We start from the raw sequence: 22341 nt of genomic DNA on the forward strand, positions 1-22341 counted from the left end.
AGTAATGAAAAAGAGTGAATTAATGGAACTGATTAAAAGCATAGCTGATGATGCTGATATAGATGAAACTATAAAAGGCAGTAATTTAGCTGAGCTATTCAAAAAGGATTTAGTTTTGGATGAGGTTAAAAACTTTATTGAAACTAATCAAGATGGTAAACAGTACCTTAAATCATATGGAGATAAGCGTGTTACTGATGGGATTAAAAGCTGGAAAGAGAAGAATCTTCAAACTTTAATTAATGACGAAGTCCTTAAGTCTACTGGTAAAAAGAAAACTCCGGAGCAGCTTAAAATTGAGGAACTAGAGAAAAAGATGTTAGAAAGTGAAGCGAAAGCACAGAAAGCTGAAAAAGTAGCTAAATATAAAGATGTGCTTGCAGAAAAGAAAATCCCTATGGAAATGATTGATTATTTTCTAACTGATGATGAGGAAACTACAAACACTAGAATTGATAACTTTAGCACTTATGTAAATGACATGGTTAATTCTAATGTAAAAGAGAAAATTGCTAATGGTAGTTATACTCCTCCAGGTGAGAATGGAGCAGGAGATTTAACAGTAGATGATTTAGCAAAAATGATGATGTAAAAATAAAATTTAAATTTAAAGGAGAGTAATAATATGACAAATACAATTGCATACGCAACATTATTTCAACAAGCTTTAGACAAGGCAGCAGTAGCAAAATTAACATCTGGATGGATGGATGCTAATGCAGGACAAGTTATTTATAACGGTGGGAAAGAAGTTAAAATCCCTAAAATGAACATGGACGGCTTAGGTGATTATTCAAGATCTAATGGATTTACACAAGGTTCTATAACCCTAGAATATGAAACTAAGACTATGACACAAGATAGAGGAAGAACATTTATGTTAGACTCTATGGACGTAGATGAATCAAATTTTGTGGCTAATGCTACGAATGCTATGGGTCAATTCCAAGCTACTAAGGTAGTTCCTGAAATTGATGCTTACAGATATTCAAAAATAGCTAGTTTAGCTATAGCTGGGAAAGTGGCCAATGGTGGAAATACAATAGATGAAACAAATGTATTAAAACTTTTAAAAGCTGATATTACAGCTATAGAAGATATAGTTGGAGATATTCCATTGGTAATAACAATGTCAACTCCTATATCTGCTATACTAGATGACAATGAAAAAATAAGCAAAAGATTAGATGTTACTGAATTTACTAAAGGAGATATTATAACTAAAGTAAAATCATTTGATGGACATCCAATAGTTAAAGTTCCAAGTGCTAGAATGAAAACTACTTATACATTCTATGATGGTAAAACATCTGGACAAACTGCTGGTGGGTTTGTAGCTGCAGATGAAGCTAAAAATATTAACTGGATAATAACTCCAATGTATGCTCCAATAGCAGTTAATAAAACTGATAAGATTAGAATATTTGATCCAAACGTAAATCAAGATGCAGATGCTTGGAAATTAGACTATAGAAAATACCATGACCTTTGGATAATGGATGAAGCATTAAAAATATGTAGAGTTAATATAAAAGAAGCTTTAGTTTAGGACTGGGTAAAGTACCCAGTCCTTTCTTTGTGGGAGGAGATTAGAATATGGAATTTAAATATCAATTAATAAAAATGAATGTAGTTAAAGTTACAAATGATGACGATGTGAGAGATAAACTTATTGGACAAGGATTTAAATTAATAGAAAAGAAAAAGGCTGTTCCTGTAGAAGATGTTTATCAATTAACTGTAGAAAAGCTTAAAGAATTAGCTAAAGAAAAAGGCTTAGAAGGTTATAGTAAGTTATCGAAAGATGAATTGATAAAATTGCTTGAAGAAAATTAGGTGATATTATGGAAATGTCTACTGAAGAAAAAAAGGCTATAGCAGTTATTAGAAATTATTTAAATGTTGATTGGGAAGATAGTTACATTTTATCTGAATATGATTTTGTGGTAGATCAACTAATACAAAATAGTAAAGCTTCCAAAAGTGCTGACATAAAATCTATGTCAGAAGGCGATCAATCTGTTACCTATAAAGATAATTCTGGACCATGGACTATTACAGATGATATTAAGGCTATGTTACCAAAGCCTTATATTAAACTTTTTTATTAGAGGTGATGTAATGACAGTTTTATTTAAAAATTCTGATATAACTATTTATAATAGGTACTACGATAATTCTTTAGGATCTGATAAATATCAAAGAACAATTATCAAAGGTGTTAATTGGCAAGGTAAAAGGAATGGGACTGTAAGCGATAAAGGATTACTTTTAGCTGATAGCACACTTATTTTCATAGATAAACTAGATAACTATATAAGTCCAAAAAGATTTGCTAAGTTATCTGATGAAGATAGAAAAAAACATTTTACTTTGGGCGTTGGAGATAAAGTTGTTAAGGGTGAAGCTGATTTTGAGATAACAGGAGTTAAGCCATATCGAATCTCTGACTTAGAAAATGAGTTTGATAACGTCATCGATATTAAGTCTGTGAACGATCTATCAAGTCACTTTGAGGTAGAGGGGGTATAGCATGGCAACTAAAGTTAGAATAGAAATGGATGACACACAAAAAATAATGCTTAAAAGACATCTTAATAAGAACGGCGAAGCTCAAGTTAAATTTACACAAGAAGTATCAAAAGAATGTAATAATTATATACCATATAACGCCGGTAGACTTAAAGATATGATGGTTGAATTACAACCTAGTAAGATTATTTACAATGCTCCTTATGCAAAAAAAACTTACTATGCTAATAAGGGTTTAGGAAAGCAAGGAGAGGGTATTGGTGGATTACGTGGAAAGATGTGGGATAAAAGAATGTGGTCTGATAAGGGGAATACAATTGTGCAAAAGATAGCTGAATTTGCAGGAGGAAGAAGTAGATGATAATTAAAGCATTAAGAGATTACATTAGAACTTGTCCTCATTTAGATACATTTAATAATGCTATAAAGGTTAATGTAAATTACCTAGAACCTGAAACAGATACTTATTCAATAGAAGAAGTTCCTATAGAACCAATATTAAAGACGTATGTTAATGGTGACAGTATAAGGCAATATGCTTTTATATTTACATCTAGGGAGCCTTATGGAGTTGATGTATTACAAAATATCGATAACTCAGGATTTTATGAAAAATTTGCTGATTGGATAGAAAATCAAAATAACAATGAAATATTTCCATTACTCGATAATGGATTAGAGCCTCTAGCTATTGAGGTTACTAGTACAGGCTATGCATTTGCAGTAACAGAAGATACTGCTCAGTTTCAAATACAGTTAAGATTGAAATATTTTAAGAAAGGAATGAATTAGATGGGAATTAGAAAAAGAAAAGTACAAGCCAATTACTTGAAGGTGAATGATGCTTTCGAACTATTAGGAGCGGGTTTTACTGAACTTAATGAGAGTCCTAGTGCACAAACAACTAGTAAAAGATATATAAATCAATCTAGTGCTAGTCAAAGTATTACAGGATACGAATGGACGACTTCATTTAATGCTGACCAAATAGTAAGTGAAAAAGCTATAGAATATATTAGAAATATTGGGGAAATGCAATTAACAGGGCCCGATACAGAAACAGAATATTTAATCGTGGATTTAGATAAAGAAGGAACTACACAAGGAAGTTATAGAGCTAGAAAGTTTATAATAGCGATAGCAGTTGATAGTTTTAGTGATAATGATGGAGAGTTGGGTATTGAAGGTTCTTTCTTGGGTATAAGTGATCCAGTTGAAGGAACTTTTGATACCAGTACAAAAACATTCACTAAAGATTTTACAGCTAAAAGTGAGTAGGAGGGTTATATGAAAATTAATGGAGTAGAATTAGAAGATATAGATATCTATGATCTTGATGTGGCTGAAAGATATGAAAAGGCTATGTCAAGTTTTGCTGAGATTGGAGATAAGGCTAAGAGTCTAGATGGAGCTGAAGGTATTAGAGAGATATGTAATGGTGTATTTGATGTATTTAATAAAGTGTTCGGAGAAGGTGCTGATAAAAAGATTTTTGGGAATAGAGTTAATTTATTGACTTGTTTAAAAGCTTTAGAGGAATTTCAGTTGCAAATGAATGATCAAAAGAAAGAGATTGAAAAATTAGCTAATAAATATTCATCTAATAGAGCACAGAGACGTGTTAAAAAATAATGAATATTTTAGTTGATTTATTGCCTAAAAAAGTCACTATTGATAACAAAGAATATAAAATTAATAGTGACTTTAGGACTTCTATTTTATTTGAATTATTAATGCAAGATGGATCTATAGGGGAAAAAGATAAAATCCTTATGGCTTTGGAATTATATTATTCAAATATACCAGAAAACATCAATGAAGCGATAGAACAAATGCTATGGTTTTATAGATGTGGTAAAGATATAACAAAATCTAAAGGAAATGGTAAAGGCAAGAGTATAACTCAAATTTATTCATTTGAGTATGATGATGATTATATTTATGCTGCATTTATGGACCAGTACGGAATTGATTTACAAGATATAGAAGATCTCCACTGGTGGAAATTTAAAGCGCTATTTAAATCTTTAAAAGAAGATAATGAAATCGTTAAGATAATGAGCTATCGAAGTACAGATTTATCTAAAATTAAGGATAAAGAACAAAAAGCTAATTATAAATATATGAAAGAACTTTATAAAATTCCTATACCTCAAGATGAACAAGAAAAATTAGATGAGATAACAAATGCTTTATTAAGTGGTGGAGATGTTAGCAAGGTGTTGTAATATGTTTCTATATTTATTGGTTTAATTATGATATAATTACAATTATTGCATTATTAATGTAATTAATAATTCACATTGAAATTATATTTTAGGGGGATTAGTAATGAAAAAGAAAGTTCTATCTATTATTTTAACTGGAATATTGGTATTAAGTTTTGTAGGTTGTACTAAAACAGAATCTAAAGCAGATGGGAAAAATCAAAAGTTAGCTTCTGAAAATAAGTCAGAAAGTGATTCTAAAGAGAAACAAGATGATATTTGGACTTACTATGAAGGTAGTAAATGGGCAGAAGATTATAAAGGTTTAAATCAAGAAATTTTAAAAGTTGTTATAACTGATAAAGGTCCATCTAAGGATAAGGATAATAAAGACACAAAAGATGGTTCATATGTAGGCATTAAATTTAAGTTAGACAATACAACTAAGGATAAATTTACTACATACCCAGACCAAGCTGTTTTAGTTACTTCTACCGGAGAACAAATAGAAATGCCATCTATGTTTTTAAGCGACCATATAGGTGGAGAAATAGATGAAGGAGTTAAAAAAGAAGGAAATATTATTTGGGAATTAAAGAATAAAGGAACTGCTAAAGATATAACTTGGATTAAATTAAAATGGAGTACAAGAGAAGGTACTGAAAATAAATTTGATTCTGAGACACAGGACTATGAAATAAAATTAGATTTAATAAAATAATTATATTAAGATAGCACTTACATTGTTAGGTGCTATTTTTTATACCTTAAACGAGGTGATTATTATAAAAGATATGAAATGTACAAATTGCAATCAGCTGTTACTAAAGGCTGATTATGTTAAAGGGGAGATAAAATGTCCTCGTTGTAAAAAAATTAATAAGTTAGAATTTAAACCAAAAGACAGAGCTTAGAGCCACACCGTAGAGTAGTGAGCCAATGCCTGCTTTTTTTTATTTTTGTGAAAGAAAGTAGGTGGATAGATGGCTGATGGAAGAATTATAATTGATACGGAAATTGATAGTTCTGGTGTGAAAAAAGGAATAAGTAATATTGGAAGTTTAGCTAGTAATGCATTGGGAATCGCTGCAAAAACCACAGCTGCAATGGTAACTGTAGCTACAGGAGCAGTTGCAGCATTAACAAAACTATCTATTGATCAGTATGCTGAATATGAACAGTTAACTGGTGGAGTTGAAACATTATTTAAAAAGAGTAGCGATAAAGTAATGGAATATGCAAATAATGCATATAAGACAGCTGGGATGTCTGCAAACGAGTACATGAATACCATTACAGGATTCTCTGCTTCACTATTACAAGGACTTGGTGGAGATACTAAAAAAGCTGCTCAAATAGGAAATTTAGCTGTTACTGATATGGCTGATAATGCAAATAAAATGGGTACAGCAATTGAAAATATACAAAATGCATATCAGGGATTTGCAAAGCAAAATTATACTATGCTAGACAACTTGAAGCTTGGTTATGGTGGTACAAAAACAGAAATGCAAAGGCTTCTTGCGGATGCACAAAAACTTACTGGTGTTAAATATAATATCAACAATTTCAATGATGTAATAGAAGCTATCCATGCAATTCAAAACAAAATGGGGATAACTGGAACTACAGCAAAAGAAGCTGCTTCTACTATTGAAGGCAGTTTGAACATGACTAAAGCCGCATGGACTAATTTATTAACTGGTATGGCTGATGATAATGCTGATTTTGATACACTAGTAGATAATTTAGTTAATAGTGTAGGTGCTTTTGGTGTAAATTTATTACCAAGAATAGAAATTGCTATAAATGGTATTGGACAGTTAATTGATAAACTACTTCCGCCTATTATTGATAAACTGCCTGAATTAATAAATTCTATATTACCTGGTATGGTAAGTGCGGGAGTCAATGTAATATCTTCACTTGGAAACGGAATTCTTGAATCATTACCAACGATTATAAGTTTAGGCATACAAGTAATTCAAACTCTTATCACAGGTATACAGAGCAATTTACCTGCAATTGCAACAGGAGCAATAAATATAATAATGTCATTAGTAAATGGAATAGTAGAAGTTCTTCCTATGCTTTTGGAAGTTGGGTTACAGGCTTTAATAGCTTTAGGTCAAGGAATCGCAGAAAATTTACCTGCATTAATCCCAACTATCGTAAATTTAATAATATCAATGTGTGATACTATAATTGAAAATTTACCATTATTAATAAGTGTTGCTATAGATATTATGTTAGCTTTAGTACAAGGGTTAATAGCTGCTCTACCAACTTTAATTGCAGAAGTTCCTAGAATAATAAATAGTTTTGCTGATGCAATTAACGGTGCTTTTCCACAAATACTCATGGCAGGTATTCAAATTATAGGAATGCTCATTAAAGGATTGATACAAAGTATACCTACTTTAATAGCTAATATACCAGCTATTATAATGGCTATAGTTAATGCAGTTACATTATATAACTGGTGGAATTTAGGTAGTTCAGTGGTGACTGGAATAGGTGAGGGGATTATAGCACTTGGCCCTAAAATAGGTAATATAGCTAAAGGTGTTGCTGATTGGGTTGGAAAATCAATCACTAATGTTTTCAAAGGTGGATTATCTTGGGGTAAAAACCTAATTTCAAGTATTGGCCAAGGATTTTCTTCTATGATTAGTTTTTTAGGTAGTTCGGCACGTTCAGTAGCAACTGATGCATTAAATGCAATTAAAACTAAATTCTTAGATGGTGTTAATATAGGTAAAAATCTTATGGAAGGTATCTGGAATGGTATAAAAGACACGAAACAATGGATATTAGATAAAATAGGAGGCTTCGCAGGCACTATTATTAGTGGAATTAAAGGTGCCTTTGATATAAACTCTCCATCAAGAATAATGAGAGATTTAATAGGTGTAAATATTGTTAGAGGTATTGGAGTAGGAATAGATGTAGAAACTCCTAATTTACAAAAAGATATTGACTCTAATATGAGTGATTTGGCATATAAGATGCAGTCTACAGTTAATGCTGAAATGTCTAAGGCATATGTAAATGCTAATGCGAGTTCAACTAATAATATTAAGAGCCAAACTACAGCTATAGCTAGACTTAATAACGATGACATAGAAAGACTGGGTGAAGCTATGAGTAAGAGCCCTATCGTTTCTAAAGTTAACATAGGTGAAAAGGAAATAATAGATATTGTCGCTGAACCAGTAAGAAAGCACATCGCAAAAGATGATATGAGAAATAAGAGAAAGCAAGGAGGTAGTTAGATGTTAAATTTTAATGACATTGATCTAGAGCAAATATTAAACGTTATTAGTGTAGAAAAAACATTAATATCCCCAAGGACTAACTACTCCAAAGATATATCTTCTAGGCATGGGGAAATATATAACGGCTTTAAGTATGGTCCTAAAGGAATAAAAATTAAAGCAGATATTAAAAGAGAGAATGAAGAGGAATATTTATATGCATTAGATGAATTGTCAAGTGCGTTAGATGTTCAAGTAGAGTGCCCGTTGTACATAGATGATAGTGGGCGTTTTTTCTTTGCCGTTCCAGATGGAGATTATGCAGAAGAAAAAATTTGTTCTGGCTTTGGAACAATAACAATCGAATTTGTGTGCTATGTTCCTTTTGCTTACAATGAAGAAGCCAAACAATATGATGGTAGTTATCTTGTTGAATGTACAAATGAGGGTAATACTAATTGTCACCCAGTTATTGGTATTGGATTAAGTCAAGACTGCCATTTTGTACAAGTAGAAAATACTCTTAATAAGAAAAAAATATTAGTAGGTGCTTATCCAGTACTAGCTAATCCTACTATAAAAGAAAAAGAGAGAGTGTTATGGGATAATTGCGAGCAGACAACAGATTGGGTTACTGGAAGTCCAAGCGTTGACAGTGATAGGGCAACGAATGGAACCCTGGCGGTAACAGAAAGTGGTTTAGGTATTATGGCTGGCGATTTCGGAAGTAAGTCGCCAGGAGCTAATTGGTATGGCACAAGTGCTAGAAAGAGTTTAGGTACAGAAATAAAAGATTTTTATGTTGAATGTAATATGTCTCATAATTCAACTGGTGTAAATGGCGACCCGTTCCAAGGTAGTAACGATACAGAAACTCCTTCAAGTGGAAGCAAGAAAACTTATTATAAAGTTACTTCTACGTCAGTAAATGTAAGAAGTGGACCAGGAACTTCTTACAAGAAAGTAGGCTCACTTAAAAAAAATACGAAAATATATCCAACGTCTGTTACTAAAAAATGGGCCAAAATAACTTATAACGGGAAGACTGCTTATGTGACAACTCTATATATTAAAAAATGTGTAAGCGATAATACTGTTACTGCTACCAAAAGAAACTATGTAGTAAATACGTCTGTTGCAATAAGAAGTACTTACAAGAAGAGCGCTAAGAATAAGTGTACCATTTCAAAAGGTAAAGTTATTAGATGTATTACGAGTAAAAAATACCTTGACCCTACGGACAAAAAGAAAGAAAGGTATTACTATAAACTTGCTGAAAAATATAAAGGGTATATGGGGTATGTGCTTATAGGTTGCTTAACAGAAGCATCTGATACTTATTATGAATATGAAATCGAGCCAGAAACAGCCGATGATAAAGTTGGCATGATTGAAGTCTACGGATATACAGCTAATAATGAAAAGTTATTTAGAATGGGTCTTTACGATGATAATGAGTACTATGAATTTACTTATCCTCTAATACAAGTAGGCTCTCAAGACTTCCTAAAAGACAAAACAGTTGCGCCAGCACCTAAGACAGTTACAAAATATGAAGGCGGAGAGGATAAGTTGACTGTTAAGAAGGAAGCCTTATTGAGCGGTCGTTACGGCTCATGGAACGAGTTTTGGGGGAAATTAGGCATACAAAGGAAAGACGGTAAATGGAAAGCATGGGTATATAAAATAGATAATGGTACAACAGTAAAGCAATTACCTGCTAAAAAAGAAGTTGCAATAAGTGGAAGCCCTACGGGCAACCTTGCTTACATCGTTGCTTATTTTGGCACATTCGCTGAAAGTTCTGAAAAGGCTAGTTGTATGGCGCTTACTCATGTTGCTGTAAAAAACCTTAATCCAGTTGACCCAGCAAAACAGAATATCAAAAAGTTTAAAGCGGGCGATATTCTGAATATTGATTGTTACAATAACAGCGTTTATTTAAACGATAAACCTTATCCCGATGCTGTCGATATCGGTTCTCAATTTTTCGAGTTGAAACCTGGCGAAACCCCTATAAAAGTAAATAGTGATGATGCTGACCTTTCAACATCGGTTATTTTCAATGAAAGGTGGTTATAGATAATATGCGTAATCAGATATGCGATACTATATTTGTCATGGACCCACAATTCAATGTAATAGGTATATTAAGTAATAACGGAGCGTTTCCTAACGCTCCTTTTTTTGATGATATTTACGTTCAAGAATTGGCCACTGGTGCTGAAACTTATGAATTTTCTACATTCTCAAATGCTATTACGAGTGAAATATTGCAACTAGGCAACTATATAGTATTTAAATACGGCGATAAATATAAATTGTTCCAAATTATGGATAATGACGATGAACACAAAGAGAATCAAACTATAACTTGTTATTGCGAAATGGCTGGACTAGAATTACTTACTGACTATTGCGAACCGTTTTTCATTGAGGGTAATGTTCAATTGTTCTTCAATACAGTTCTACAAGATACTAACTGGAAACTTGGGAAATATAGTCAATCACTTACCACCAATATTCAGCAAGTTAGAGTTGAAAAATATACAAATGTATACAAGGTAATACAAGAAAACATAGAAACTTACGGAAATATAGAAATTGAATTTAGGGTTGAATTTAACGGGAATACCATAACTGGATTCTATATAGATGTTTACGAAAATGAAGGCCGAGGTAATAAAACCTATAAGCGTTTTGAATATGGTGAAAACGTAGAAGGAATAAAAAGAAATAGAAATATGTATGACTTTGCTAGTGCCATGATAGGAACTGGGCAAAACGGTATAACATTTAAAGACATAGAGTGGAAAAAATCAGAAGGTAAACCAGCTAATAAACCTAAAGGTCAAGACTTTATCGTTGATTTAGGGGCTAATGAGAGATTTAATAAGCGTGGCAAATATATTAAAGGCTTGTATGGAAGCGACGATACTAACCCACAAGATTTATTATTGCATTCATGGGAAAAGTTACAGGAAGTAAAAGAGCCTAAATTTGACTATGAGGTTGATTTGGCTCTCACTGACACTGAATTTGAAGAAATATCCATAGGCGACACTAACTATGTTATAGACTATGACTATAATCCTCCTATTCTTCTTGAGTGTAGAGTTGGAAAACTTGAAATATCATTGACTAATGTAAATGAAAGCAAATGCACATTATCAAATTATAAAGAAATTAAAAGTAAAATAAAAACTCTTTCAAAAGATGATATTATGAAAGATGTTTTAGCTTATGTAAATAGCCTAAAACCTGGGCTATTGACAAGCATTCAAATAAATACTCTTAAGTCTTATCTACGACAACTAGACATAGAAGAATCTGAAATTGATGCTATCATAGAAGAGCTTAAAAAGATAGCCTATGATAAGTTCCAGAAAGAGGAAAGGCATAAGGTATATGGTGAAAACGTAGATATAAAATTAAATGAAGGTAGAAATTATTATTGCGATGATGTTGTGAGCTACATTAAGTTTACTGCGCCTGCTCAATGCAAAACTAATTACAGTACTACTCTTGTTTTTACAACAGATGAAGGAGTTCCAACAAAGGTTAATCAAGATAATAATATATGGCTTACTGGTAGTGATTGTATCAATGGTGGACTACTTATCAAATGTGATAGTACTTATACGATTAAAATATCCCTAGACAATAATGTAACTACTCCAAGAAAATTTAAAGGTACTGTAAGTAAGGTTTCTCACGGTGGTACATATAGAGCATATGAGAATAAAACTAAATATCGTGATAACGTCCTTGAGTTACTTGAAACATACTATGAAAAAAGAGATTTATTTATTTATAGTACAACTACTCCATACAGCTTTAAAAACCCGTGTACTTCTGCGAATATAGCTAAGTGGGCAAGTGGGGGATTTCATATAGATTGTTCTACATTAACACAGTTTGCGGCAAGAGGAATTACTTATATAAACTCTACCTATAACCATAATGATAAAAGCCCTTATTATCTTTCTACAAAATATAAGTATTCGTATGAAGTTCCTAGATTTGCGGCGGACCAGGCAAAATACTGTATCGAGCAGGGATGGCAACTTGAATTAGATGTTACTAATCGAAATGATTGGAAAAAGTTGAAACCAGGAGATTTAGTATTCTGGAAGCAACGATTTGGTGAGGAAGGAAGTAATGCGACAGTAGATGCTCGTTTCATGCAAGTTGGTCATGTTGCTATTGTAAGAGCAATTAATGAACAGGGCATTCCACACACTTATGAAGCTACAAGCGGAACTCCATGCATAAGAAATAGGCTGTTAACAAGTAATTATCCAGAAAAGATGTTATTTTTCGCTAGGCCAAGAAAGTAGGTGATTAATTGACTACATTAGAAGATAAACAAACCGAATACAAAAGTTCTAAGGCACAACTTGTAAGTATAATAGGAAGTATTGTCGCAACAGGAGAATTAACAGAAGAACAAAAAGAACAGATAGATTCATTAACTAATATATACAACACAAAGAAAAGCGAAGTACAAAAAGACATAGAAGAAACGAAAGAATCCTATAACGGAAGCAAGTTTGATTACTTGCAAAATCAGATATACAATTTAAAATCAAGCATAATAAACAATGATGATAATATACAATTTTCAGTAAGTGGTACGGTGGATAACGAGGAATCCATAACGCAAATAACGCTTAATTTAGACGGAATAACGCAACGAGTTGGGGGGCTTGAAAAAACAAATAATGTAGTGGATATGAAAAATCAATATTATTTGTCGACTTCCAAATTTGAACTAGTTGGAGGAACATGGAAAGATACTCTTCCAACACCTCAAGAGCAGGAAGGTAAGTTCCTATGGATTAAAACAATTTCGATACGTACAGACGAAACTACAACTGAAACATCCCCAATTTGTATTAGTGCTCAAGATGGGCTGAATGGAGTTAATGGTGTAACTTACTATACATGGATTAAGTATGCCAATGATGCAAGTGGAACTGGATTAAGTGATTCCCCAACTGGAAAAACTTATATAGGATTTGCCTATAATAAAACAACTGCTACAGAAAGTACAATAGCAAGTGATTATACATGGTCATTAATACAAGGAGCGAAGGGCGACACAGGAGTTGCAGGAGCTAAGGGAACTGATGGAATAACCTATTATACTTGGATAAAATACAGTGATAATGCAAATGGTAACCCTTGTTATGATATACCAACTAGTACAACTAAATATATAGGTATATCACCTAACCAAACAACTGCTACTGAGTCGTCTGACTATACTAAATATACATGGTCAAAATTCCAAGGTGACCAAGGGGTGAAAGGTGATACTGGAGCAACAGGTCAACAAGGTGTTAGTGTTACCTCAGTAATACTTCAATATGCTAAAAATACAAATACGACAACAGCACCAACAACAGGTTGGGATACAGTAATGCCTACATATGCAGAGGGATATTATTTATGGATTAGAACGGGTGTAAAATATTCAAATGCAACTGATTACGTGTATTCCGTGCCTGTTTGTGACCAGTCATGGAAGGCTAATGCAGAAGTATATTCGCAGTACAAACAACTTAAAAATCAATTTAACTGGATAGTTAAAGAAGGTACAAATGCATCGGATATGAAATTGACAGCGGAAATGTTGAAGTTGGTAACTGACAACGTTATTATTGAAGCAAAAAAAATTGAGTTAAACGGTTCAATTAATATCAATGACGGAACATTCAGAGTTGCCACTAATGGCAATACTAAAATAGGTGGATTGTGCGACCATAACAATTCAGACGGAACCAGCAGAGGTGTGTTTGAGGTAACTAGTAACGGTAATGCCTATTTCAGAAATAAGACAAATGGAGAGATATACACTTATATAGAAGATGGCAGGATAAAGGTAAAAAATAAAAATGACATCATAACCTTTGATGACGGTATCACTAGTTCTAATGTTTTATGCCTGCGTGCAGCCAAAAACGAGGGTTCATCCCCTGGTACTGGTGGAAAAATAATACTGTCATGCAACGGTGGCGATGATACAACTTTAGACTTAAGAAGTTTAATATATTATAAAGATTCAAATGGGAATTATATATTATCACATCGTTCGTCTGGTTCGAATACTGGTGTATGGCTAGGCTCACCTTCATATATGATGAATGTTGTATATGCTATAAATGGCGTAAAAACTTCATCGGATAGAACTTTTAAGGAGAATATAGTTTATGTAAGCAATGAATTTAAGAATAAATGTTTAGAGTTTATATCAAATGATTATGCTCTGACAGAATACAATTATTTAGAAGATAATAAGACAAAATTATCGGCTGTAGCTCAAGACCTAATTGCAAATGAAGACGGCTCCAATAACGAAATTGGTCAACTAATAGTTGATTGCGAGGAAGCATTTGAAAACCAAGCAAGTTTAACTATGAATCAAACACAATTGTTAAATATTGTAATAGGAGCATTTCAAGAGCATGTAAGAGTTACGAATGATGAAATCAATGAATTAAAAGCAAGGCTAGATAAATACGAAAGTATTGCTTAATTAGGAGGGTAAAAAATGAAATTAACAAATAGAAAAATGGTAGAAAATATGCAAAGTTTAATAACTGTATCTCAAAAACAATTACCAGTGAAAGTCAGCTATGCAATTGCTAAAAATATAAGAAAAATAGAAAATGAATTTGCTGAATATAATATCGAAAGGGAAAAACTTTTAGGTAAATATTCGCTAAAGAATGAAGAAGGAAAAGTAGTCGTAGATGAAAATAATCTCGTTAAGATAAAAGAAGAATGCATAGAGGCTTGTAATAAAGACTTAAAAGAGTTACTAGACATAGAAGTTGATATAAACATACATAAATTCAAGTTTGAAGATTTAGGTAATATTACAAGCATATCAGCAGGAGAATTATTAGCAATCGATTATATGATACAAGAGGAAGAGTAGGACTATATTATAGTTCTTTTTTTATTATTAATAGATAAATAATGCGAAATGAAAGTGTTTTTGATATCATGTAGATAAATAGGAATTTACTATAATAGTTTTGAATTAGTGATACAGTTATATAATGATAAGAAAATACAAGGAGAAAGTTAATGAAAAAAGAGATAGATAAAGATGATATTATAAAAATAATGCAAAGACAAATGATTGCATTTTTAATCTTACTTATTGCAGTAGCTGGGGGATTTATGTATTTGAGTAATCAAATAATTGAATTAGAACATCAAGTGAGAACCATAACTCATGAATTAGATTATACAAAACATAGGGTTGAAGAATTAGAGAAAAAGTAATAGACTGATATTACACTTAAGAAGTAAAATTCAATATATTGAGCAGGCTTAAAAATAGTAATTTTGTGGAGGAATTGATATGGACAAATTTCAAAGTGGACTCCTAGCAATTAGTTTAGCAAACTTATTAATTTTTATTATTTATATACTAGTAAATGAAAACAAGTCATCTAAGTGGTTTAAGTGGTACAATCAAATGGATAGTGAAGAACAGAAAAAATATAATCCAATAATTGCTGTTCATAAATTGAAAAGAGTGCTTTTTTTAATAGTATTAGTTGGAATTTCTGGACTCTTAATATCATTTTATATTCCATTAATTTCTATAGTTGCATTAGCTTTAATTTTTATAATCCTTCTTGTTTCTATAGGACATTTGGGATCAAGAGGGTGTAAAATTGAGAAGTGAATTAAATTTGTAAATTTCAATTTATCGAATAGTTACAGTGAACAATATTAATCAATTTCGCAATAAGTTTATTAGTTATAAAAAATGTTAATACTTTTAAAAAAGGAGTGTTGGCATGATTTTACTATTAGCATGATTAATAATATGTGTAATATGGATAATTAATAAAACAAAAGGATCTAATTAATTTTAGATTCTTTTTTAGTGCAAAGAAAGTGAGGTATTTATGTCAGATGACGCATTACAAGAGGTAAGAGAAAGACTCATTAAAATAGAAGTACTTTTAGAAAATATGTCACAAAATAATGACTTAAAATTAGAAACAGTTGAAGAAAAAATAAAAGTGGCAAACAATAGAATATCAGATTTGGAAAATTCAAATACATGGTTATGGAGAGCAATAGCTGGAGCTTTAATAAGTTCGGTTATTGCTTTTTTAATTAAATAAATAAAATTTGGAGGTATGGTTATGGATTTAACTTTTTTAAATGATTATGTGGTGTTAGTTATAGTTGGTATATGTTTATGTATTGGGTATGTATTAAAGAATAGTTTTCCTTCATTAGATAATAAGTACATACCACTTATAATGGCAGTACTTGGTGTTGTTCTTAATGTTTGGATAGTTAAGGATATTAGTCCAGATGTATTACTAGCTGGAATGTTTAGTGGTCTTGCGAGTACAGGATTCCATCAATTATTTGTTAGTTTAATTAATAAGGAGGATAAATAATTATGGCTAAATATTTAGTAGGAATAGATGCCGGTCATGGAATGAATACAGAAGGTAAGAGAACACCTGTATTAACAGAAGATTTGTACATAGACGGAAAATTAGTTAAGAAAAAAGGGCAATGTATACATGAGTTTGAATGGAACATAGGAGTTAGTGAGTATCTAGCAAAAGCCCTAGAAAGATGTGGAATAGATTATATATATTTGATGGATAAAGACAGTTCTACTGATACTCCACTCTCAACTAGGGCAAGCAAGGCTAATAAAACTAAATGCGATATAGTTGTTTCAGACCATTATAATGCTTTTGGTGGTTGTTCATCATTTCTAGATAGAAAAGGTGGATTGTTAGTACTAAGAACTCAAAACTGTTCATCTAAGAGTATTAAGTTAGGAGAATTGGTTGCTAATCAATTAGAAGAAGATATTGATTATGGTTATTCTTATGGACTTAGAAAAGATGTTGATATAAGTGGTTTTACCCTTGGTATACTTAGACAAACAAATATGCCTGCTATACTTATAGAATATGGATTTATGGATGTATTAAAAGAGGCTAAGTTAATGCTAGATGCTAAGTATCAAAAAAAATGTGCTGAATCAGTTTGTAAAGCTATATGCAAGTATTTTGGAGTTGCTTACAAGAAAGAAAGTACACCTACCACATCTAATAAAACTAAATTTAAAATAAAAGTATTGTCTAATACTCTAAATGTAAGAAAAATAGCTGACTGGAATACAGATCCTGTGACTAAAGTAAAAAAAGGACAATGGCTAGAAGTAGTTGCAGAGGTTGATGCTAAAAATGGGAAAACAAATATGTATAAACTTGAAAGTGGATTGTACATAACAACTAGCCCTAAGTATGTTGAAATTGTAAAATAAATAAAAAGTGCTAGGGAAAATTAATCCTCTAGCACTTTTTATTTTTTATTTCGTTATTTTTTAAAATTAATAAAACCTCTCTATCATCTTCTGTTATACCTAAATCTTTAATCCAAGTAGTTGGTATAGTAATTCTATTTGTAATTGCATTTCATCTAGCAGTACCACCACTTTTAGAATAAATAATCTTCGCTTTTCTCTCTTTTATTGTTTTTGTTCTCGCTTTCACTATATATTTGTTTTTAAACACTCAACGCAATAATATCAACTAAAACATGAGTTATCCATGATCCCCACACACTTTTTCCTGTGATCAAATAAATATAGTTAAAAATCAAACGAGCTACACCTTGTAATAACAAAACATGAACTAAAGTAGAAAATACTGATCCATCCCAATATACAAAAACATGCATCAATCCAAAAATAAGTGCACTTAATAAGGTGCTATAAAATAGAGATAGTCCTTTGTTTTTAGCAGTTTCTAAAATACCTATTCCAAGTAATTCCTCTCCCATCAGCATAAAAGGAATTTTAAAAATTAAACTTCCCAATTTCCCTGAAGCTGGGTTAGCAGACCAAGAGAAACCTAATTGTTTTGATAATAGTCCTATAACTATGCCTAAAACAAAATAGCTAATAACACCTAATGGAATCGCCCAAATTTTTTTAGGTAAAGAAAATGCACTTAATGCGTCTTGTTTAAAAACAAGCAACCAAGAAATCACACCACCTAAAAACAATCCCCACCATGACCAAGTAAAAGTAGATAATAACCAGAAGCCAGTTACTAAAAAAAATCCTCCTATCACTATATTTCGTTTACTAATAGATATACTCTCTAATGTATTCATGTCAATTTCTCCTCTATATTGTTTTAGTAATTATATTATAATGCGATTCGTATCGAATTAAGTATGTTTTTATAAAATTTATTTAAAAAATTTTCTACAAAAAAATAAGGTGGCTTTCCGAGGACCACCTTGAATAAAAATAAGCGAAAGATACTATGGGATATTAGAATGTATGCATAAAACTGCTAGAGTATGTCTACAATATTAATAGCCATTAACTAATATGATTTTAAATTTTAAACTTTAAAATGCTGGTAGGGAAATAGATCCTTACCAGCTTTTTTTAACCAATTATGTGATTTTCAAATAATTCTTTGAAAGTGTCGCATTCAATATCTTGTTTATATAGAGAATAGATATATTTAACATTAGATATGTTTTTAATCGTATTTTTATAATTTTCAATATTTTCATTAAGCTTAGAGTATGATTTTTGTAATTCATTTAGATCATCACAATTGTTGAATGTATCCTCATAGTTTTCTTTATACACATGATTTCCATTCAATGCAATGTTATATTTCCAATACAACATTGAATCGTATTCTGAAGAGTGTCTAATTTGTACAGTATCAAATATCTGATTTGGTTGTACTTCTATAGGGAACATAATCATTTCATCTTCTCCATCATAGAAATATTTTATAATAGTATTAAATAATGTAAATACATATTTATTATCATTTGATAAAGTTGTAAAACCAGACTCCTCGAAAAAATTAATGGCATCATTTACACCTTTTTCTCTTAACTTAATCCAGTCATTTTCTTCAAGTTTATGTAGCTCTTCACCTATATTTAATAATTCGGTATATGCATTGATGCATTTTTCTTTATACTCCACTAGAGTTTTATTTTTTCTAACTAGTTCTTTTACATCCATAATAAGTTATCTCTCCCATCTGACTTTTTTGAAAAAATACTTTCCAATATAAATGTAATCGAGATTAAAAGATAATACAATATAAAAATGTTTATAAAGGACAGGCAATTATGTGTGTAGCACTACATATAAATAAATTTAATGACTTTCTATTTAGATAAATGGATTACACAAATACTAGTAGTAAGTATATAAAATTAATGTAAATATTTAAAAGAGCTAGCAGGAGGGTAATTTCCAGCTAGCTCTTTTTTTATTGTTCTTTTACTTCATATTCACAAGTTTTATAAGTTACCATACCTTTGGATGTATCATCATCTTCATATTGTACAACTTCTACTTTATAAATTCCTGGTTCAGTAAAATCACCCTCTATATTTATTGTACCTTGGCAATCTTCAGTCAATTGTTCTTTAGTATTTAATATTCCATTAATATAAATATAAGATAATTTACTACCATCAAAATTAGAAGCATCATAACCTATTTGAGACAATGAATCTGGTGCAAGGTATTCAACTGGTACATTACCGTTTTCAGTAGATCCACCAGCACATACAATCATGAAACTACCCTTTCCTTTTTCTTTGTAGTCTCCTTCTTTTAAATCTCTAGTAACTTTGTTAGTTTCTTTTTTAGTACTATCAGTATCGCTATCGCTATTATTAGTTGGAGAATTATTGCAAGCAACAAGGCCAATAGAAAGTAATGACACTAAAAGTAAGCTTAATATTCTTTTCATTGTACAACCCCCTTTTATATTTACATAGTAACACATTTTAATACCCTCCTAGAGAATTTATATGCACGATAAATTAAAAAGTTCAAAAAATAAATATTTTATTATAAAAAAGAGTAAACAAATTATAATATAGGAATATAATATCTTAAAAAAAGATATTCGCTTTAGGTATTCGCTAGGGTATTCGTTTGATACGTATATGTATAAAAATTATAAATTATTAAAATAGCTTTATCCAATACTATCTGTGCGAATAGGTGCTTTAAGTTAATATCTATATTTATTAATATAAAAAGGGGGTATTTTACTATGAGCAATAACATGTTGCAACCTATGTTTGATTTAGTATGGGACAGTGGAGTTATATTTTTAAAATGGTTGTTTGATGGATGGATAGTAGAAAAAAAAGATTTAAATAAATTTTTTAAAAGTGCAGGATTAAAAAACAGAAATGAAGAGTATCCAGAGGTAAGGAAACAGATGGGAGATAAATATTTAGTAAATATTCCTGTATCATTAAATTTAGATGATTTTAAAAGGTATCAAAATGCATTAGAAATATATTTACAAAATAAAATAAACATGAGTTTAAGTGGAAATTTCATTATGATAGAGCCTAGATATGAATTAAAGGAATTGATAAAATATAAGATTCCTAAAAAAACATCTGATAGTATAAAATTCCCTATAGGTGAGAGTGAAAATAAAACGATGGTTCTAGATTTAAAAGAAAATCCACATTCATACATCGTTGGAACTACTGGTAGTGGTAAAAGTGTTATGACAAAAGTCATATTAACAAGTATAGTGAGTTTATATAAAGTTGCAGAGTTAGAGTTATATTTATGTGATTTAAAAATGGTAGAATTAAATCTATTTAGAAATATAGAACATACGAAAAAATTTGTTTATACAGTTGAAGATACTACACAAGTAATAGCAGATTTATTAGAAGAAACAAAGAAAAGATACGATCTATTTATGCAAAACGAAGTTACTAATATATTTGAATATAATAAATTACCTGGGGTTAGAAGATTAAAATATCAGGTACTATATGTAGAAGAGATAGTACTATTGCTGGAAGATAAAAAGAAAAGTGCTATGAAGCTTTTAAAACAATTAATTGCAATCAGTAGGGCAAGTGGATTATATGTTTTCCTTACAACTCAAAGACCAGATAATACAGTTATAGATAACGTTGTTAAAGCAAATATAAATAATAGAATTGTACTAAAATGTGAAGACAGTAAAAATAGTGTAGTTGCATTGGACCAAGAAGGAGCAGAGAATCTAAAAGGTAATGGTCATGGTTTTTTAAAAAATGGAAGCAATATAGAAGAATTTCAAGGATATTTTATAGAAGATGAAAAAGTGAAGGAATATACAAATAAATTTAAGAAAGTAGAAAATGCAGAAATAAAAGTTAAGTCTATAGGAATGAAAAATAAAGCTACTAAAACTAACGAAGAAATAAAGGAAGATTTAAGCAACAATATAGAAGATTTATCTTTTTTAGATAATTTGTAGGGGGTTATGACTATGTTAATAACTAAAAGGGATGAAGAAATAAAAGACTTTTTAAAGGAAGTTGAAGTAGCAGATACAGAAACAATAAGTATATTATTTTTTAATAATAGTATTAGGAGATGTCAACAAAGGTTAAAGATATTAGTAGATAACAATTATATAAAGTGCTTTAGAGATAATGTTAAGAATAGTAATATTTTCTATATAAGGAGAAAACCAAAGTCATGGATGCATAAGATAGTATTTAGTAGATTATTAGGAAAATTAAGTTTACAAGATATTGAAATATTGAAGTATAGAACACCTTTGAAGGTTGGAAAGATAATAGCAGATGGATTTATAGCTATAAATATGAAAGGGGTAAATAAAATATATTTAGTGGAAGTTGAAAGGACTAAAAACTTTGATTTAGAAAAATATATAGATTTCTATTATAGTAGAGGATATAAAAATTTATTTCCGGTCATGCCATCCATATTATGTATTACAGATAAGAAAATAAAATATCATGAAAAATTAGATATAAAGAAATGCAATTTAGATCTTAGAAATTTAAATTTGTAAAGAGTAAGTATAAACTTACTCTTTTTTTATTTCAACAATATCTTCTATATCACAGTCGAGAAGAAAACAAATTTTTTCTAATGTTGATACAGTAACAGATTCATTTTTACTTAATTTAGCAAGAGTAGTTGAACTAAGATTTGCTTGAATTCTTAATTGAGTTTTATTCATGTTTTTATCAATTAAGAGTTTCCAAAGTTTATTATAAGAAATCATACTATAGCAATATCTCCTTTTTTATTTAATTGTAGCATATAAAGTTATATTCTGATTTATACTAAAAAAAGACTAGGAAGTATATCCTAGTCCGTGAATTTTGTTGATTAAACTGTGTATAACTTATTTGTACTGACAAAAAACTGACATTATATAAAATATAAAGTTTAGAAATGTTGCAAATACTAGTTTTATTTTTTTGTATTAGTTAAGGTATAATTAAGAAAA

General features: G+C 30.5%; 28 protein-coding genes. 24 read left to right on the plus strand and 4 right to left on the minus strand.

Annotated elements, in window-relative coordinates:
* Positions 1–22: 22 nt before the first annotated feature.
* The 22 genes from K0039_RS19050 (at position 23) to K0039_RS19155 (ending at position 17324) form a co-directional block, all read left to right on the plus strand.
* A complete protein-coding gene (locus tag K0039_RS19050) occupies positions 23–592 on the plus strand; it encodes a DUF4355 domain-containing protein (RefSeq protein WP_228106628.1) in 570 nt (189 codons plus the stop codon).
* 33 nt (positions 593–625) lie between these two features.
* Positions 626–1549 (plus strand): hypothetical protein, encoded by a 924-nt coding sequence (locus tag K0039_RS19055; protein WP_228106629.1) that lies wholly within the window; start codon positions 626–628, stop codon positions 1547–1549.
* A 47-nt stretch (positions 1550–1596) separates the two neighbouring features.
* The gene (locus K0039_RS19060; RefSeq protein ID WP_228106630.1) at positions 1597–1836 is read left to right on the plus strand and encodes a Rho termination factor N-terminal domain-containing protein; all 240 of its coding nucleotides are present in this window, start codon (positions 1597–1599) and stop codon (positions 1834–1836) included.
* A gap of 8 nt (positions 1837–1844) precedes the next feature.
* Complete coding sequence (locus tag K0039_RS19065; protein WP_306665654.1) at positions 1845–2111, plus strand: hypothetical protein; 267 nt, start codon at positions 1845–1847, stop codon at positions 2109–2111.
* Between the two features lie 10 nt (positions 2112–2121).
* On the plus strand, positions 2122–2532 hold the full coding sequence (locus K0039_RS19070; RefSeq protein WP_228106631.1) for a DUF6751 family protein: 411 nt from the start codon (positions 2122–2124) through the stop codon (positions 2530–2532).
* Position 2533: 1 nt separating this feature from the next.
* Positions 2534–2893, plus strand: a complete 360-nt coding sequence (locus K0039_RS19075) for a minor capsid protein (protein WP_228106632.1) — start codon at positions 2534–2536, stop codon at positions 2891–2893.
* Positions 2890–3324 carry a chloramphenicol resistance protein gene (locus K0039_RS19080; protein WP_228106633.1) on the plus strand — a complete coding sequence of 145 codons (435 nt, stop codon included), beginning with the start codon at positions 2890–2892 and terminating at the stop codon, positions 3322–3324. The genes K0039_RS19075 and K0039_RS19080 overlap by 4 nt, the downstream gene beginning before the upstream one ends.
* Positions 3325–3810 carry a hypothetical protein gene (locus K0039_RS19085; RefSeq protein ID WP_228106634.1) on the plus strand — a complete coding sequence of 162 codons (486 nt, stop codon included), beginning with the start codon at positions 3325–3327 and terminating at the stop codon, positions 3808–3810.
* Positions 3811–3819: 9 nt separating this feature from the next.
* On the plus strand, positions 3820–4164 hold the full coding sequence (locus K0039_RS19090; RefSeq protein ID WP_228106635.1) for a DUF6673 family protein: 345 nt from the start codon (positions 3820–3822) through the stop codon (positions 4162–4164).
* Positions 4164–4760 (plus strand): bacteriophage Gp15 family protein, encoded by a 597-nt coding sequence (locus tag K0039_RS19095; RefSeq protein ID WP_228106636.1) that lies wholly within the window; start codon positions 4164–4166, stop codon positions 4758–4760. The genes K0039_RS19090 and K0039_RS19095 overlap by 1 nt, the downstream gene beginning before the upstream one ends.
* Before the next feature lie 103 nt (positions 4761–4863).
* Complete coding sequence (locus K0039_RS19100; protein WP_228106637.1) at positions 4864–5460, plus strand: hypothetical protein; 597 nt, start codon at positions 4864–4866, stop codon at positions 5458–5460.
* A 73-nt stretch (positions 5461–5533) separates the two neighbouring features.
* A complete protein-coding gene (locus K0039_RS23925; RefSeq protein WP_228106638.1) occupies positions 5534–5653 on the plus strand; it encodes a Com family DNA-binding transcriptional regulator in 120 nt (39 codons plus the stop codon).
* A 69-nt stretch (positions 5654–5722) separates the two neighbouring features.
* The gene (locus K0039_RS19110) at positions 5723–8014 is read left to right on the plus strand and encodes a phage tail protein (RefSeq protein WP_228106639.1); all 2292 of its coding nucleotides are present in this window, start codon (positions 5723–5725) and stop codon (positions 8012–8014) included.
* The gene (locus tag K0039_RS19115; RefSeq protein ID WP_228106640.1) at positions 8015–10078 is read left to right on the plus strand and encodes a distal tail protein Dit; all 2064 of its coding nucleotides are present in this window, start codon (positions 8015–8017) and stop codon (positions 10076–10078) included. It abuts the gene before it with no gap.
* Positions 10079–10083: 5 nt separating this feature from the next.
* Positions 10084–12336: a phage tail spike protein gene (locus tag K0039_RS19120; RefSeq protein WP_228106641.1), complete on the plus strand. Its 2253-nt coding sequence runs from the start codon at positions 10084–10086 to the stop codon at positions 12334–12336.
* An 8-nt stretch (positions 12337–12344) separates the two neighbouring features.
* Positions 12345–14537 carry a hypothetical protein gene (locus K0039_RS19125; RefSeq protein WP_228106642.1) on the plus strand — a complete coding sequence of 731 codons (2193 nt, stop codon included), beginning with the start codon at positions 12345–12347 and terminating at the stop codon, positions 14535–14537.
* A gap of 15 nt (positions 14538–14552) precedes the next feature.
* Positions 14553–14942, plus strand: coding sequence for a hypothetical protein (locus tag K0039_RS19130; protein WP_228106643.1), 390 nt, complete (start codon positions 14553–14555; stop codon positions 14940–14942).
* Positions 14943–15094: 152 nt separating this feature from the next.
* A complete protein-coding gene (locus K0039_RS19135; protein WP_228106644.1) occupies positions 15095–15295 on the plus strand; it encodes a hypothetical protein in 201 nt (66 codons plus the stop codon).
* A gap of 79 nt (positions 15296–15374) precedes the next feature.
* Positions 15375–15704 carry a hypothetical protein gene (locus tag K0039_RS19140; RefSeq protein ID WP_228106645.1) on the plus strand — a complete coding sequence of 110 codons (330 nt, stop codon included), beginning with the start codon at positions 15375–15377 and terminating at the stop codon, positions 15702–15704.
* Positions 15705–15930: 226 nt separating this feature from the next.
* Positions 15931–16152, plus strand: coding sequence for a hemolysin XhlA family protein (locus tag K0039_RS19145; protein WP_228106646.1), 222 nt, complete (start codon positions 15931–15933; stop codon positions 16150–16152).
* Between the two features lie 21 nt (positions 16153–16173).
* Positions 16174–16437, plus strand: coding sequence for a phage holin family protein (locus K0039_RS19150; protein ID WP_228106647.1), 264 nt, complete (start codon positions 16174–16176; stop codon positions 16435–16437).
* 2 nt (positions 16438–16439) lie between these two features.
* Positions 16440–17324, plus strand: coding sequence for an N-acetylmuramoyl-L-alanine amidase (locus tag K0039_RS19155; protein ID WP_228106648.1), 885 nt, complete (start codon positions 16440–16442; stop codon positions 17322–17324).
* A 242-nt stretch (positions 17325–17566) separates the two neighbouring features.
* Here the strand turns inward: K0039_RS19155 and K0039_RS19160 are convergent, their stop codons facing one another.
* The 3 genes from K0039_RS19160 to K0039_RS19170 form a co-directional block, all read right to left on the minus strand.
* On the minus strand, positions 17567–18178 hold the full coding sequence (locus K0039_RS19160; RefSeq protein ID WP_228106649.1) for a CPBP family glutamic-type intramembrane protease: 612 nt from the start codon (positions 18176–18178) through the stop codon (positions 17567–17569).
* 283 nt (positions 18179–18461) lie between these two features.
* The gene (locus K0039_RS19165; RefSeq protein ID WP_228106650.1) at positions 18462–19061 is read right to left on the minus strand and encodes a hypothetical protein; all 600 of its coding nucleotides are present in this window, start codon (positions 19059–19061) and stop codon (positions 18462–18464) included.
* 253 nt (positions 19062–19314) lie between these two features.
* Positions 19315–19803, minus strand: coding sequence for a hypothetical protein (locus tag K0039_RS19170; protein WP_228106651.1), 489 nt, complete (start codon positions 19801–19803; stop codon positions 19315–19317).
* A 309-nt stretch (positions 19804–20112) separates the two neighbouring features.
* On the opposite strand from K0039_RS19170, the gene K0039_RS19175 reads away from it, so the two are divergent.
* Together K0039_RS19175 and K0039_RS19180 are read left to right on the plus strand one after the other, a co-directional pair.
* Positions 20113–21333 (plus strand): FtsK/SpoIIIE domain-containing protein, encoded by a 1221-nt coding sequence (locus tag K0039_RS19175; RefSeq protein ID WP_228106652.1) that lies wholly within the window; start codon positions 20113–20115, stop codon positions 21331–21333.
* Between the two features lie 12 nt (positions 21334–21345).
* Entirely contained in the window at positions 21346–21897 is a 552-nt protein-coding gene (locus K0039_RS19180; RefSeq protein WP_228106653.1) for a hypothetical protein, read from the plus strand.
* 15 nt (positions 21898–21912) lie between these two features.
* Here the strand turns inward: K0039_RS19180 and K0039_RS19185 are convergent, their stop codons facing one another.
* Positions 21913–22113, minus strand: a complete 201-nt coding sequence (locus K0039_RS19185; protein ID WP_228106654.1) for a helix-turn-helix domain-containing protein — start codon at positions 22111–22113, stop codon at positions 21913–21915.
* Positions 22114–22341: the final 228 nt, after the last annotated feature.

It is taken from the genome of Terrisporobacter mayombei (assembly GCF_020748465.1).
Taxonomy (GTDB): domain Bacteria; phylum Bacillota; class Clostridia; order Peptostreptococcales; family Peptostreptococcaceae; genus Terrisporobacter; species Terrisporobacter mayombei.

Excerpts from the sequence above, each read along its gene's own strand:
- K0039_RS19180 (WP_228106653.1), top strand. The coding sequence starts at position 21,346 with ATGTTAATAACTAAAAGGGATGAAGAAATAAAAGACTTTTTAAAGGAA.
- K0039_RS19095 (WP_228106636.1), top strand. The coding sequence starts at position 4,164 with ATGAATATTTTAGTTGATTTATTGCCTAAAAAAGTCACTATTGATAAC.
- K0039_RS19090 (WP_228106635.1), top strand. The coding sequence starts at position 3,820 with ATGAAAATTAATGGAGTAGAATTAGAAGATATAGATATCTATGATCTT.
- K0039_RS23925 (WP_228106638.1), top strand. The coding sequence starts at position 5,534 with ATGAAATGTACAAATTGCAATCAGCTGTTACTAAAGGCTGATTATGTT.
- K0039_RS19150 (WP_228106647.1), top strand. The coding sequence starts at position 16,174 with ATGGATTTAACTTTTTTAAATGATTATGTGGTGTTAGTTATAGTTGGT.
- K0039_RS19100 (WP_228106637.1), top strand. The coding sequence starts at position 4,864 with ATGAAAAAGAAAGTTCTATCTATTATTTTAACTGGAATATTGGTATTA.
- K0039_RS19135 (WP_228106644.1), top strand. The coding sequence starts at position 15,095 with ATGAAAAAAGAGATAGATAAAGATGATATTATAAAAATAATGCAAAGA.
- K0039_RS19050 (WP_228106628.1), top strand. The coding sequence starts at position 23 with ATGGAACTGATTAAAAGCATAGCTGATGATGCTGATATAGATGAAACT.
- K0039_RS19130 (WP_228106643.1), top strand. The coding sequence starts at position 14,553 with ATGAAATTAACAAATAGAAAAATGGTAGAAAATATGCAAAGTTTAATA.
- K0039_RS19055 (WP_228106629.1), top strand. The coding sequence starts at position 626 with ATGACAAATACAATTGCATACGCAACATTATTTCAACAAGCTTTAGAC.
- K0039_RS19145 (WP_228106646.1), top strand. The coding sequence starts at position 15,931 with ATGTCAGATGACGCATTACAAGAGGTAAGAGAAAGACTCATTAAAATA.
- K0039_RS19080 (WP_228106633.1), top strand. The coding sequence starts at position 2,890 with ATGATAATTAAAGCATTAAGAGATTACATTAGAACTTGTCCTCATTTA.
- K0039_RS19155 (WP_228106648.1), top strand. The coding sequence starts at position 16,440 with ATGGCTAAATATTTAGTAGGAATAGATGCCGGTCATGGAATGAATACA.
- K0039_RS19175 (WP_228106652.1), top strand. The coding sequence starts at position 20,113 with ATGAGCAATAACATGTTGCAACCTATGTTTGATTTAGTATGGGACAGT.
- K0039_RS19075 (WP_228106632.1), top strand. The coding sequence starts at position 2,534 with ATGGCAACTAAAGTTAGAATAGAAATGGATGACACACAAAAAATAATG.
- K0039_RS19085 (WP_228106634.1), top strand. The coding sequence starts at position 3,325 with ATGGGAATTAGAAAAAGAAAAGTACAAGCCAATTACTTGAAGGTGAAT.
- K0039_RS19115 (WP_228106640.1), top strand. The coding sequence starts at position 8,015 with ATGTTAAATTTTAATGACATTGATCTAGAGCAAATATTAAACGTTATT.
- K0039_RS19120 (WP_228106641.1), top strand. The coding sequence starts at position 10,084 with ATGCGTAATCAGATATGCGATACTATATTTGTCATGGACCCACAATTC.
- K0039_RS19185 (WP_228106654.1), bottom strand. The coding sequence starts at position 22,113 with ATGATTTCTTATAATAAACTTTGGAAACTCTTAATTGATAAAAACATG.
- K0039_RS19060 (WP_228106630.1), top strand. The coding sequence starts at position 1,597 with ATGGAATTTAAATATCAATTAATAAAAATGAATGTAGTTAAAGTTACA.
- K0039_RS19070 (WP_228106631.1), top strand. The coding sequence starts at position 2,122 with ATGACAGTTTTATTTAAAAATTCTGATATAACTATTTATAATAGGTAC.
- K0039_RS19140 (WP_228106645.1), top strand. The coding sequence starts at position 15,375 with ATGGACAAATTTCAAAGTGGACTCCTAGCAATTAGTTTAGCAAACTTA.
- K0039_RS19160 (WP_228106649.1), bottom strand. The coding sequence starts at position 18,178 with ATGAATACATTAGAGAGTATATCTATTAGTAAACGAAATATAGTGATA.
- K0039_RS19065 (WP_306665654.1), top strand. The coding sequence starts at position 1,845 with ATGGAAATGTCTACTGAAGAAAAAAAGGCTATAGCAGTTATTAGAAAT.
- K0039_RS19165 (WP_228106650.1), bottom strand. The coding sequence starts at position 19,061 with ATGGATGTAAAAGAACTAGTTAGAAAAAATAAAACTCTAGTGGAGTAT.
- K0039_RS19170 (WP_228106651.1), bottom strand. The coding sequence starts at position 19,803 with ATGAAAAGAATATTAAGCTTACTTTTAGTGTCATTACTTTCTATTGGC.
- K0039_RS19110 (WP_228106639.1), top strand. The coding sequence starts at position 5,723 with ATGGCTGATGGAAGAATTATAATTGATACGGAAATTGATAGTTCTGGT.